Annotated in this window: 25 protein-coding genes; 24 read left to right on the top strand and 1 reads right to left on the bottom strand. The window is 63.7% G+C overall.

The genetic code is table 11. The features are described from left to right. Positions 1 to 52 precede the first annotated feature (52 nt). Positions 53 to 358, top strand: coding sequence for a helix-turn-helix transcriptional regulator (locus RTU05_RS02640; RefSeq protein ID WP_312595452.1), 306 nt, complete (start codon positions 53 to 55; stop codon positions 356 to 358). A gap of 3 nt (positions 359 to 361) precedes the next feature. Here RTU05_RS02640 and RTU05_RS02635 read toward each other — a convergent pair whose 3' ends face one another. Further along, on the bottom strand, positions 362 to 607 hold the full coding sequence (locus RTU05_RS02635; protein WP_312595450.1) for a hypothetical protein: 246 nt from the start codon (positions 605 to 607) through the stop codon (positions 362 to 364). A gap of 184 nt (positions 608 to 791) precedes the next feature. Here RTU05_RS02635 and RTU05_RS02630 point away from each other — a divergent pair, with 184 nt between their 5' ends. From RTU05_RS02630 to RTU05_RS02520, 23 genes are all read left to right on the top strand, one after another. Further along, on the top strand, positions 792 to 1,112 hold the full coding sequence (locus RTU05_RS02630; protein ID WP_312595448.1) for a helix-turn-helix domain-containing protein: 321 nt from the start codon (positions 792 to 794) through the stop codon (positions 1,110 to 1,112). Next, positions 1,112 to 1,522 carry a hypothetical protein gene (locus RTU05_RS02625; RefSeq protein ID WP_312595446.1) on the top strand — a complete coding sequence of 137 codons (411 nt, stop codon included), beginning with the start codon at positions 1,112 to 1,114 and terminating at the stop codon, positions 1,520 to 1,522. The genes RTU05_RS02630 and RTU05_RS02625 overlap by 1 nt, the downstream gene beginning before the upstream one ends. Then, positions 1,519 to 1,878 (top strand): hypothetical protein, encoded by a 360-nt coding sequence (locus tag RTU05_RS02620; RefSeq protein WP_312595444.1) that lies wholly within the window; start codon positions 1,519 to 1,521, stop codon positions 1,876 to 1,878. Before RTU05_RS02625 ends, RTU05_RS02620 begins: the two co-directional genes overlap by 4 nt. After that, on the top strand, positions 1,875 to 2,177 hold the full coding sequence (locus tag RTU05_RS02615) for a hypothetical protein (RefSeq protein ID WP_312595442.1): 303 nt from the start codon (positions 1,875 to 1,877) through the stop codon (positions 2,175 to 2,177). The genes RTU05_RS02620 and RTU05_RS02615 overlap by 4 nt, the downstream gene beginning before the upstream one ends. Then, complete coding sequence (locus RTU05_RS02610) at positions 2,177 to 2,383, top strand: hypothetical protein (RefSeq protein ID WP_312595440.1); 207 nt, start codon at positions 2,177 to 2,179, stop codon at positions 2,381 to 2,383. The genes RTU05_RS02615 and RTU05_RS02610 overlap by 1 nt, the downstream gene beginning before the upstream one ends. Continuing rightward, a complete protein-coding gene (locus tag RTU05_RS02605) occupies positions 2,380 to 2,622 on the top strand; it encodes a hypothetical protein (RefSeq protein WP_312595438.1) in 243 nt (80 codons plus the stop codon). The genes RTU05_RS02610 and RTU05_RS02605 overlap by 4 nt, the downstream gene beginning before the upstream one ends. Further along, positions 2,619 to 2,855 (top strand): hypothetical protein, encoded by a 237-nt coding sequence (locus RTU05_RS02600; protein ID WP_312595436.1) that lies wholly within the window; start codon positions 2,619 to 2,621, stop codon positions 2,853 to 2,855. The genes RTU05_RS02605 and RTU05_RS02600 overlap by 4 nt, the downstream gene beginning before the upstream one ends. An 80-nt stretch (positions 2,856 to 2,935) precedes the next feature. Next, on the top strand, positions 2,936 to 3,628 hold the full coding sequence (locus RTU05_RS02595) for an ERF family protein (RefSeq protein WP_312595434.1): 693 nt from the start codon (positions 2,936 to 2,938) through the stop codon (positions 3,626 to 3,628). Next, entirely contained in the window at positions 3,628 to 4,278 is a 651-nt protein-coding gene (locus RTU05_RS02590) for an HNH endonuclease signature motif containing protein (protein WP_312595432.1), read from the top strand. The genes RTU05_RS02595 and RTU05_RS02590 overlap by 1 nt, the downstream gene beginning before the upstream one ends. Further along, the gene (locus tag RTU05_RS02585; protein ID WP_312595430.1) at positions 4,271 to 5,011 is read left to right on the top strand and encodes a hypothetical protein; all 741 of its coding nucleotides are present in this window, start codon (positions 4,271 to 4,273) and stop codon (positions 5,009 to 5,011) included. Before RTU05_RS02590 ends, RTU05_RS02585 begins: the two co-directional genes overlap by 8 nt. Beyond that, complete coding sequence (locus tag RTU05_RS02580; protein ID WP_312595429.1) at positions 5,012 to 5,479, top strand: HNH endonuclease; 468 nt, start codon at positions 5,012 to 5,014, stop codon at positions 5,477 to 5,479. Further along, positions 5,476 to 5,916: a recombination protein NinB gene (locus RTU05_RS02575; RefSeq protein WP_312595428.1), complete on the top strand. Its 441-nt coding sequence runs from the start codon at positions 5,476 to 5,478 to the stop codon at positions 5,914 to 5,916. Before RTU05_RS02580 ends, RTU05_RS02575 begins: the two co-directional genes overlap by 4 nt. After that, positions 5,916 to 6,350 (top strand): hypothetical protein, encoded by a 435-nt coding sequence (locus tag RTU05_RS02570; protein WP_312595427.1) that lies wholly within the window; start codon positions 5,916 to 5,918, stop codon positions 6,348 to 6,350. Before RTU05_RS02575 ends, RTU05_RS02570 begins: the two co-directional genes overlap by 1 nt. Positions 6,351 to 6,354: 4 nt before the next feature. Continuing rightward, the gene (locus tag RTU05_RS02565; protein WP_312595425.1) at positions 6,355 to 6,540 is read left to right on the top strand and encodes a hypothetical protein; all 186 of its coding nucleotides are present in this window, start codon (positions 6,355 to 6,357) and stop codon (positions 6,538 to 6,540) included. Positions 6,541 to 6,664: 124 nt separating this feature from the next. Then, positions 6,665 to 7,048 carry a hypothetical protein gene (locus RTU05_RS02560; protein WP_312595424.1) on the top strand — a complete coding sequence of 128 codons (384 nt, stop codon included), beginning with the start codon at positions 6,665 to 6,667 and terminating at the stop codon, positions 7,046 to 7,048. Continuing rightward, positions 7,045 to 7,227: a hypothetical protein gene (locus RTU05_RS02555; RefSeq protein ID WP_312595422.1), complete on the top strand. Its 183-nt coding sequence runs from the start codon at positions 7,045 to 7,047 to the stop codon at positions 7,225 to 7,227. Before RTU05_RS02560 ends, RTU05_RS02555 begins: the two co-directional genes overlap by 4 nt. Next, positions 7,224 to 7,460: a hypothetical protein gene (locus RTU05_RS02550; RefSeq protein WP_312595420.1), complete on the top strand. Its 237-nt coding sequence runs from the start codon at positions 7,224 to 7,226 to the stop codon at positions 7,458 to 7,460. Before RTU05_RS02555 ends, RTU05_RS02550 begins: the two co-directional genes overlap by 4 nt. Continuing rightward, a complete protein-coding gene (locus RTU05_RS02545) occupies positions 7,457 to 8,305 on the top strand; it encodes an HNH endonuclease (protein ID WP_312595418.1) in 849 nt (282 codons plus the stop codon). Before RTU05_RS02550 ends, RTU05_RS02545 begins: the two co-directional genes overlap by 4 nt. After that, the gene (locus RTU05_RS02540; RefSeq protein ID WP_312595417.1) at positions 8,302 to 8,787 is read left to right on the top strand and encodes a hypothetical protein; all 486 of its coding nucleotides are present in this window, start codon (positions 8,302 to 8,304) and stop codon (positions 8,785 to 8,787) included. The genes RTU05_RS02545 and RTU05_RS02540 overlap by 4 nt, the downstream gene beginning before the upstream one ends. Beyond that, a complete protein-coding gene (locus RTU05_RS02535; RefSeq protein WP_312595415.1) occupies positions 8,784 to 9,254 on the top strand; it encodes an HNH endonuclease in 471 nt (156 codons plus the stop codon). Before RTU05_RS02540 ends, RTU05_RS02535 begins: the two co-directional genes overlap by 4 nt. Next, entirely contained in the window at positions 9,244 to 10,158 is a 915-nt protein-coding gene (locus RTU05_RS02530; protein ID WP_312595413.1) for a hypothetical protein, read from the top strand. The genes RTU05_RS02535 and RTU05_RS02530 overlap by 11 nt, the downstream gene beginning before the upstream one ends. Continuing rightward, the gene (locus tag RTU05_RS02525; RefSeq protein WP_312595411.1) at positions 10,159 to 10,344 is read left to right on the top strand and encodes a hypothetical protein; all 186 of its coding nucleotides are present in this window, start codon (positions 10,159 to 10,161) and stop codon (positions 10,342 to 10,344) included. After that, entirely contained in the window at positions 10,345 to 10,572 is a 228-nt protein-coding gene (locus tag RTU05_RS02520) for a hypothetical protein (protein WP_312595410.1), read from the top strand. The last annotated feature ends 1 nt before the right edge of the window (position 10,573 follow it).

The raw sequence follows: 10,573 nt of genomic DNA, 5'->3' as shown, positions 1-10,573 counted from the left end.
AGTATGCTGTGGGCGAAACGACATCCGCGCCCGCCGAGCGCACAATGTATGGATGGAGAACAACTACCTTCGTGCTTGGCGGAAATTCCGCCACATGACCCTCGATGAGGTCGCGGACGCCATTGGCTCAACGAAGGCGACCGTTCAGCAGCTTGAAGTGGGCCGTATGAGCCTGTCTCATAAATGGCTGCTGAAGATCGCGCCGGTTCTTGGGACGACGCCGGGCATGCTCCTAGATCACGATCCTAACGACCTGCCGACCAGCGTGCTTGAGACCTGGGCCGCTATCGCCGCCGAGGATCAGCCGCAGGCCTTGAAGGTGCTGGAAAGCTTTAAGCGAACCGGCACCGAAGGCTGACGATCAGGCGGCCCGAGCGTCACCAGGCGGCGTGTCGCCCCAAGCCGCTATCATCCTTGGCTCATCCCACAGGTTTTCGTCGGGGTGGCCCTCCAGGCTGAACACCGCGACGCCATCAGCTCCGGTCAGCAGTATCTCTGCGCCTGCCCGCGCTCGGTCCTCATTCAAGAACTGCCGCACCTCGCCGCCGACCAGCCGGCCGCCCCGGCGCCAGAACGCCTGAGCGCAATAGATCGTCTTTCTGGCCATCTACCGCCTCCTCTCTCTCCCGTTAACGAATCGCCGGTTTTGCGCAGGAGTCGAGTCCTGTGGATCTGGCCTGCGTCCGAAGTTGGCGTAGGTCGCGGCGAGAAAAGTATGCCACGGCCATATTTCTTGTTGCAGGCAAAAGTATGATGTGCGCATACTCTCTCCACACCACGGAGACAGACACATGTCGCTTCCCACCACGACCGAAACCCCGAACAAGCGCCAGATCGCCAAGGCCGCCACGCAAGCCAAGCTGATCGCCGCCGCCCGCAGGCTGTGGGCTGAACCCGGCACCTATGAAGCCATCGGCATCCGCGAGATCGCCGACGAGATGGGCATGTCCACCGGCGCCGTCTTCGCCAACGTCGCCAGCAAGGCCGACCTGTGGCGGATCGCCATGGGCTATGAACCGCCCGTCGATGGCCCCGCCGTCCGCAAGCTGCTGCGCGCTGAAGCGGGCCGCGCCGCCTGCGCTGTCGCCATCGCCGAACGTGAGGCCGCGTGATGGCCGCCACCACCCAGCGCCGCCCCGGAAAGCACGAGGCCGCGCTTCGCCTGCTGCCGGAAGGCGCACAGATTGCCGATCAGGTCTGGGCCGGTTCGCCCAGCCCCGCCGCCGCGACCGCCCGCCAGATGGCGTTGCATGCCGGATCGTCCGCCGCCGCCCTGCGCGACTTCGGCCCGCACCGGAATGAAGTCGGCGACAGCGCTATCCGCGCCGCGCTCTACGACCTTCAGGCGATGGAAGAGTGCAGGCCGAACGCCGACCTCGACTATCTGATCTCGGTCGCCAAGGGCGATGCCCTGACCGCCATGCTGGCCCGCAAGGAGATCGGTGAGCGCAAGGCTGCTGAATGGCGCCGTGAGCTGACCGTCGCCAAGGCCGCAATGTTCTCGACGGCGGTGGCGGCATGAGCGCGAACCCGGAAGTCGATTTTGAAGCCGTGGCGAGCGGTGTTCTCGACGCAATCCGTCCCGTCGTTGAGCGTGAAATGAAGGAGGCTGTGAACCAGCTTTACGGCGCGACGCTGGAGGCCGTGCAGGATTACCTCAGCGATAACGCCAGCTTTAACATTCGCTCACGTCTGGACGCTGCGGAGCGGGACCGCCGCGCGCAATGGGAACGCGCTGAGGCCGCCATGAAGATCAGCGCTGATCTGCTGGAGGCACTGACTGCGCTGGAGGGCGTGGCCAAGTTCGGCGGACTGCCGATCCAGGGCGAGCTTGAAGACGCGCGTGCTGCCATCGCCAAAGCCAGGGGTGCGGCATGATCGCCTATCGCCACTTCGCAGGCCGTATCGTCACCATTGGCGGCAAGGTCTGGACGGTCGAGCGGGCCGAGGCCCAGCGCCGGTTCTACCTCGACGACATTGACGTCCAAGAGCGCAAGCTGAAGCCGACCCGCCCCGATCTCGCCGAGACGATGATCGCCCACAACCTCGAAATGGCGACCCAGCTGTCGGCCTGCATCGCCCTCGCGATCAGCGCGAACGACGACTTCGCCACCCCTGACACTGACCCTTCCGGTTCGGCCCTGGCTGTTCCGGAGAGCATGGGAGCCGCAGCGTAATGGCCTACGAATATGTGAAGCAAGCCTGCGGTGTGAACCCAGTCCCCGGTGCGCGCGTCCGGCACACAGTGACCGGAAAGTTCGGCAAGATCGCAGGCAAGAAGTCCTACGACAACTACGTCCACGTCGTGTTCGACGGGTTGAAGTTTTCGATGCCCTGCCACCCGAAGGAGCTGGATTACAGCCCTGTGGAGGGCGCCGCGTGACCGACATCCGCATCACCACGGCCGATCCGCTGTTCCCCGCTGCCCGCGCCACCGGCAACCGCGACCGCTCCATGCCTGTCGTCGGCTGTTCCGATTCGGTCGGGCATTGGGGCGATCCGCGCACCGCGCCATTCGACGCCAGCGTCACGCCTTTTCGGCTGCTGGCTCTGGTCCCCGCTCTGCTGGCCTGCATAGCTCCAGTTGCCGCGCTGGCCCTGTTGTGGGACCGCCTGCCGTGACCGATCCCCGCGCACTCAACTCCGCTGGATACTTCGTCTGGAACCCCGCTGGCGGCCCGCCGACCTACCGGCATGACGATCAGGAGGCAGCGACCAATGAGGCCCGCCGTCTGGCGGAGAAGCACCCCGGGCAGACCTTCATGGTGGTCGCCACGATTGGCGCTTTCTGCCTGCCCAAGCCCGGCCCTCGCTGGACGCCCTTGGAGCCTGAAGACCGGAGCATTCCGTTTTGACCAACACCCCTTTCCCCGCAGCAGAGACCGGAGTGGCCCAAGAAGCCCTCCGGGATGCTGCCGAACCTTCGGAGCAATCCATGACGACCCTGACTGTTGAGCGCGACTATGGCCTGATCTGGGAGGGCGAGCGGCCTGCCGTCGCCAAGGCCTACGTCGCTGCCCAGAAGTCGATGGAGGCCATCAAGAAGGCCGCCAAGAACGATCACTTCAAGACGAAGTATGCCGATCTGGCCGAGGTCGTTGAAGCGGTCGTGCCTGCCCTGAACGAGCACGGCATCGGCGTGATCCAGAATGCTGTGAACGACGGCGAGTGGGTGTCGATCACCACCACGCTTCTGCATGAAAGTGGATCGTCGGTCAGCAGCACCCTGCGCCTGCGTCCGGTGAAGAACGACCCCCAAGGCATCGGCTCCGCCATCACCTATGGCCGCCGCTACTCCCTGCTGGCGATGACTGGCGCCGCGCCGGAAGACGACGACGGCAACGCGTCATCGGCCCCGCGCCAGCAGCATCAACAGCAGCAGCGCGAGCCGGACTTCCCCAGCGCCGCTGCTCAATACGCCGCCGACCAACTGCGCCAGGCCAAGACGAAGGAAGAGTTCACCCACTTCTGGGAGGGCCAAAAGACCGGCCTGCGCGAGACGCTGGACGACGGCAACTACGCCCACGTCATCGGCGTCATGCGCACCGAGGCCAAGCGCTTCGCCGAGGCTCCGTCGGAGAAGCCCGCCGGCGACGAAACCCCCTTCGATCAAAAGGAAGCCGCCTGATGGGCAAGGTGATCCGAACAGCCCCCGTGTCCTGTGCTTTCTGCGGCAAAGTCGTGGAGAAGCGGGCCGACCGCGTCATCGCAGCCGCAGCAGCCGAGAAGCCGCTTTACTGCGACCGCATCTGCATGGGGGCGGGAAAAGCTCAGGCAAACGCTGCGAGACGCGCTTCTGAGCGTCTATCCGACTGCTTCACCTACGATCCTGAGACCGGTGCTGTCTCCCGGCCGCTGAAACGCGGACGCGGTCAAACCGGTCCCGTCGGCGTGGTCGGACTGAATGGCTATGTGGTGGTTCGGTTCAACGGGCGAGCCATAACGGTCCACCGTCTCGCGTGGGAACTGCATTACGGCAGCGCGCCAGACGGCATGATCGACCACATCAACGGCGACAGAACCGACAACCGCATCGTCAACCTTCGTCTGGCTACGGCAGGACAGAACCAAGCCAATCGCCACCGGTCCATCGGTAAGAGCGGCCTCAAGGGAGTGAGCCTGCATCGTTCGACCGGACGCTGGCGCGCGACGATTCAGGACCGGCATTTGGGCCTATTCGACACCCCGGAGGAAGCCGCGAAAGCATATGACGCAGCGGCTGTCGCCACCTGGGGCGCGTTCGCTGCACCGAACTTTGGAGGTGCGTCCAATGGCTGATGGCACCGCAAAAATCCAGAACTCTCGCCCCTACGACCTGATCACGGAAAGTATCGAGGATCTTCTGGTCGAGGCTCGCAACTTCGCCGACGGCGATGCTGTGAATAACCAGGCCCAGGCCGATCAGGTGTCTCGGATCATCGACGGGCTGAACAAACATGCCAAAGCGCTGGATGATGCCCGGATTGAAGAGAAGAAGCCGCTCGACGAGCAGGTGAACGCTATTCAGACCCGCTACGGAGCGTGGATTGCAGATCGCAAAAACAAGACGCCCGGCAAGGTGTGGAAAGCTGTCGATGCTCTGAAAGCCACATTGGCGCCGTACCTGTGCAAGCTGGACGACGAGAAGCGGGAGAAGGAGCGCATCGCTCGCGAGGAAGCGGAAAAGGCTGCCCGTGCCGCCGCCGAGGCGATCCGCACAGCCGACGCCGCCAACCTAGAGGCCCGCGAGGCTGCCGAAGAAAAGATCCGCGAGGCCGAGGACGCCCAGCGCACCGCCAAGATCGCAGCGAACGACCGCGCCCATGCCACCGGCGGCGAGCGTGCCATGGGCCTACGCACCAAGCACGTCGGGACCATCATCGACCTGAACGAGGCGGTGAAGTTCTACTGGTGCCAGGACGACGGCCCGTTCCGCCGTCTGGTCCAGAGCATGGTCGACGCCGACGTCCGCGCCGGCCGCCGCGGCTCGATGATCCCCGGCGTGGCGATCACCGAAGAGCGGGTTCTCTAGATGATCGATTTCTTCTCTCGCTATGAATCCCGCATTGAGGTCGGCGCTCCATCCGGTTGCTGGCTTTGGTCGGCCGGGGCTATGCCTGATGGCTACGGTTGCGTCAGGCCGAACGGCCGGACCTTGCTGACGCATAGGTTGGCTTATGAGGCCCGCCACGGCGTTGGGGCAGCCTCGGGCCATCTAGTCCGACATCGATGCGATACGCCCGCGTGCGTCAATCCCGATCATTTGGTGATCGGCACCCCTGCGCAAAACAGCCGCGACGCCGTTGATCGGGGCCGGATGGCGCGGGGAGAGAAGGTCGCAGGATCGCGCCTGACGGAAACAGACGTTCGCGCCATCCGCGCGGCGTATGTTCCGCACAGCAAGCATGCAAATCAGCGTGCGCTGGCCCGTCATTATGGCGTGGACCAAGGCACCATCATGCAGCTTCTCCTCCGCAAGACGTGGAGGCATGTCGTATGAGCCGGTTCGCAATCCCCCTGAACGCTTTCACCCGCGAGCGCGCCCATGCCTGGATCGAAAAGGCCTGCCGCGAAGGTCTCGGCATGGTGATGGAAGTCCGCGACGGAAAGCGCTCGGACGCACAGAACGCGGCGCTCTGGTCCTTGCTGGGGCAGATCGTGAAGCAGCGCCCAGAGCACAACGGCGTCCAGATGGATGCCGAGACTTACAAGGCGCTCTTCATGCACGCGCTGGGCCGCGAGGTCCGCTTCGTGCCGACGCTCGACGGCACGTCGATGCTGCCGCTGGGCCTGCGATCGTCGAAGCTGACCAAGTCCGAGTTTTCCGAACTGCTGGAGCTGATCCTCGCCTGGACCGCCCAGCACGGCCTGACGGTCGAGCATTTCGACATGGCGCCCGCTAACGACACCGGCGCCCAGCAGAGCGAGGCCGCGTGATGGTCACCGCTCAAGAGCGCATCATCCTGCGCAAGGCCGCCGAGATCAAAAGAACGAAGAACCGCGAGATCCGCATGAAGATCGCGGCCGCTCGCAAGTCGGGCGGAAAGGCCAGCCGGGGCAGGGAGCGCGACACCGGCTATCTGGCTTTTTTGCGTCGCCAGCCGTGCGCCTGCGGATGCGGTGCGCCAGCGCCCAGCGATGCGGCTCACATCCGCATGGCCAGCCCGGAGCGCGGCAAGCTGCCGACAGGCATGCAAGTCAAGCCGTCCGACCGGTTCGCCGTGCCGCTGAACCGCGTCTGCCACGACAAGCAGCATTCGATGAGCGAGGCCCGGTTCTGGTCGGCCCTGGACCGCGACCCCTTCGAGATCGCTGATCGGCTCTACGCCGAACATCAGGGCGCCGCCTCTTCCTCCAACAGGGAGGGCTGAGAGGATGGGCGTGTCATCCGAAGCGGTTCTCGCAGCGCTGCGGCGCGCGGTCGAGGTGTCGGGCGTCAACGTGGATGTTGATGACGTGATCGGCCGTCGCAAGCTCGAACTCGCCATCCAGAACGAGCTTCAGCGCGAGCGCCTGATCTGCTCGGGCTGCGGTGACCTCGAATGGGAGCCGGAAGAGTGACCGCTCCCGCCAAACCGCCAATCCCATGCAGCGAACCGGGCTGCGACGCACCGGGCAAGGTCCGCGTCGTCGGAAACAAGGCGTGGTTCTGCTTCACCAACAAACCCGTTGGAAGGAAAGTCGTATGAGCAACACCGCTCAGATCGAAGCTCGCCTGTTCTCGGGCGCTCGCCTCATCAAGACCATGGATCAGGACGCCGCGACTGGCGCGACGTGGGCCTTCGAAGACGGCCGCCCTGCGCGCGCTGATCTCTGCCAGAAGATGGCGGACGAAGGCGTGATCGTTCCTGGTGAAGACGGCCTGTTCCCCGGTTTGGGCCAGACCTACCGCCTCGCGCCATATCCCAAACCGCTTGAGGTTTTCGTCTCTGAGCGCTGCGGCCCTGATTGGGTCGTGGCCAAGCGTCGAACGGCGAAGCTCAAGGAAGCGCACCGAACCGTCATTCTCCCCCGCGAGTTCGCTGCCGCTGAGCGCGAATGGACGGCTCGTCACAGGATCGCAGCATGAGCGGCAAGACCCTCAAGGAGGCGCGATCCGAATGGGACGCCGCCACCCGGGCGTGGAGCAGGGACGACTGCGCCGACGTCATGAAAACCATGAAGGCCGGTGAGCGGATGCTCTACGCGGCCATCGACTTGATCTGCCTGCTGGAAGACGCGGCGGACAGCCAGAGAGCAGCAGCATGAAGAACAAGCTTTCCGACCTGAACAACCACCTGTTCGCTCAGCTTGAGCGGCTGGGCGAGGAAGACCTGACGGCTGAGCAGATCGACAAGGAAGTTGAGCGGTCGAAGGCCATTATTGGCGTCGCGGCGCAGATCGTCAGCGCCCAACACCTGAACCTCAAGGCCGTCGAACTGATCGCCGAACACGGCGAACGCTTCCACGACAAGCTGACCATGATCGAGGCCCCGCGATGAGAGGCCAGCGCATCATCTACAGCACCGCCGAAATGGCATGGTTGGAAGCCAATCGCATGATGGTCATCAGCGACTATCACGCCGCTTTCCAAATGGCGTTCGCACGGCCCGAGATCTCGGCCATGAATCTCCACAGCCTCCGGAAGCGGAAGGGCTGGAAAACGGGCCGAGAGGGCGATCGTTATAAAGGGAGGCATCGCAAGTTCAGCAAGCCTGAAATGGCTTGGCTTGAAGCCAACAGCACTCTGCCAATTTCGGACTATCATCGGTCCTTCATCGAGGCTTTCCCGCGCGAGGACGTGCGCCCCAGCAACCTTCATGCCCTGCGCAAGCGCATGGGATGGAAGACCGGCAGAACCGGGCATTTCACCAAGGGGCAGGTGCCCCCGAACAAGGGCAAGCGTTGCCCTGAGGGCGTCGGCGGCCGACATCCGAACGCGCGACGCTCGCAGTTCAAAAAGGGCCAGGAGCCGCACAACACGAAGCACCTGGGTCATGAACGGCTGTCGAAGGATGGCTATGTCGAGATCAGCGTTGCGGAGACGAACCCTCACACCGGCTATGGCCGTCGCTACGTTCACAAGCACGTCCACCTCTGGGAAGCGCAGAACGGCCCTGTGCCGGAAGGCCATTGTCTGAAGTCCCTCGACGGCGACCGGACAAACACGGACCCCGCGAACTGGATCGCTATCCCACGCGGCGCCCTGCCTCGCCTGAACGGCGGACGTGCCAGCCGGGTCATGGCCTACGACACGGCGCCAGCCGAACTGAAGCCCGCCATTCTCGCCATCGCGCAGATCGAGCATCGCGCGAAGGAAATCGCTCAGCAGGACCAAGCAGCATGACCGCGACCCAAGCCCCCACACCCGGCCCGCTGAGCGGGGATGACGTGAAGCTGCTCGTGAAGGGCGATTTGCTGCGTCGGATTGACGGAACCGTCGTGACGTTGATGGCGGATGGACTACCAGACGCCTCTGGCGGCGAAACCTTCATCGGCCGTCCTGACGCTGACGGCTGGATTTTCAACTCGCAAGGCTGGGCTGAAAACCCCGTGCCGGGAGCGACGGTTGAATACCGTTGCCGTTCGGGATCAACATGGGCCCTCCCGGTTTCGGTGCCGTCTGAGGCTTTGCGATGGGGCAATAGCGGATGGTCGGGCGACATCGTCGCCTTCCGCCTCGCCCCCACCGCTCCGGTCGAAGCGAGCGGGTCGGAGCGGGAGCATGGTCCGAAATGCTGGGGCGGGACGTCGTTCTCTGATGAGATGGCGCACTGCTATTGCGGCTCGACAGACCTCCGCCCCCAACCGAGCGGAGAGACGCGATGACTTGGTATCATGGCGCTCGCGGCGAAAAGACCATGTCGGATTTCGTCGCGGAGATTCTTCATCGCGTTCAGATGGAAGCCAACAGCGGATGCTGGCTCTGGGAAGGCCAGAACTGTCGAGGCGGTTACGGCTCGGCCAAAATCGACGGGCGGAAAACCCTAGCCCATCGCCTGTCTTACATCGCGCACAACGGGCCTCTTCGCGACGACGAGCACGTTTTGCACTCCTGCGACACGCCAGCCTGCATCAATCCAGATCATTTGCGTCCTGGAAGCAGAGGCGAGAACCAACAGGAAGCGCGGGAACGCGGGCGGTTCTCTGGTGAGGTGCGCCCCTACAGGCGGCTTAGCGAAACTGAGAACGAAGCAATCGTCTCTTTCGCCAAAGCGGTCAGCGTCCGCGCCGCAGCGCGCAAGTTCGGCATCGATCCAGCGACCGTCAGAAGGAAAATCAAAAATGCAAAATGACCTACGAGAGGCGGTGGCACACGAGATTTACGACTTCCTCGACGAGCGCTTCCCTGATGCGTCGATGCCGGGCGGTGTTCAGTTGTTCGCTGATCCGGGCGACACCACCGACGCAAATATGAACCATGAAGCGGGCTGCTTTGCACTCGCAGACCGCATCCTCGACCTCGCCTTGGGAGGCCAGCAGGGCGGCGGGGAGGCCGATAGAAAAGCAGCCGAATGGCCTTCGTGTGTGGCCTGTGAGGACAAGCCTGCTCCGGGCAACAACCCATGTGCCGTGTGCGGTCTCACCACCCCCGCCCGAGCCGAGGCCCCAGACGAAGAGGCGGCTACTGATGATCTGGTTGATCGGTTTGCGGTCGCTCTGAAAGCCAAGCTGCGTGCGGCTGGCGAGAAATATGGCTTTGACGACGCGTGGAAGGCCGATGATTGGCGCGACAAGCTGATCGAAGACCTATTGCGTCACATCCAGAAGGGCGACCCGCGTGATGTCGCCGCCTATTGCGCCTTTGCATGGCATCACGATTGGTCGCTGTCACCGAAACAGGACGATTTGCGCTCTGCGGCTTTCACTGACCGAGGGGCAGAAGATCGTTACGTCTCGCAGGACGAAGAGGCGGCGGGGGAGCGGGAAGCGATCATCCGCGCCATACGCGAGAATATCGAGGTCATGGGCGTTCACTTCATCGGTCACGACCATGCGGCTGACGCCATCCTCGCCATTCGCCGCGCCCCTTCATCCCCGCCGCCCGCCGCCGATGAAGACAGGGTGCGGATCGCGGTCGAGGCGATCAAGGCCGAGATTAATGCACCCCTGACGGGTCCAACGCATGGGGCATGGGACCGAGGACGCATTGCGGGTCTGAAAGAAGCCCTCGCCGCCCTGAAAACGGAGGGGAAGTAGATGGCCCGCCTCACGCTTCGACGCCTAAACGCGATGGACAACGCTCTGTCTGCGATGCTCGCGGGCGAGGACAACACGGGCGATTGGGACGAAGCTGTCACCCGCGACGATCTGGAAGCTGCCAGCGAATGGGTCAGCGCCCAGATAGCCAAGCGGGTAGCCGCCCTGAAATCGGAGGGGAAGTAGATGGCCCAGCGTGACCATTATTACGAGGTGCGCGTCTTCGTGCCTTCATCCGTGGAAGTGAGCGAAGACCGCATCCGCTGGTACTTGGATCACGCCGTGCGCGGTTACCATCGGCAGTTTGCCAGCCCCACGGACCCTATTCGCGGCATGAACCGATGCTCGGTTGACATCAAAAAAGTCCCGTTCGCCGCCCTGAAATCGACCGCCGCGAAGGAAGGGGGTGGGTGAG

The sequence above is a fragment of the Brevundimonas sp. genome (genome assembly GCF_032017145.1).
Classification (GTDB): Bacteria; Pseudomonadota; Alphaproteobacteria; order Caulobacterales; family Caulobacteraceae; genus Brevundimonas.
Note: the sequence above shows the minus strand (reverse complement) of the source record. Positions and strands in the feature narration are given on the sequence as shown.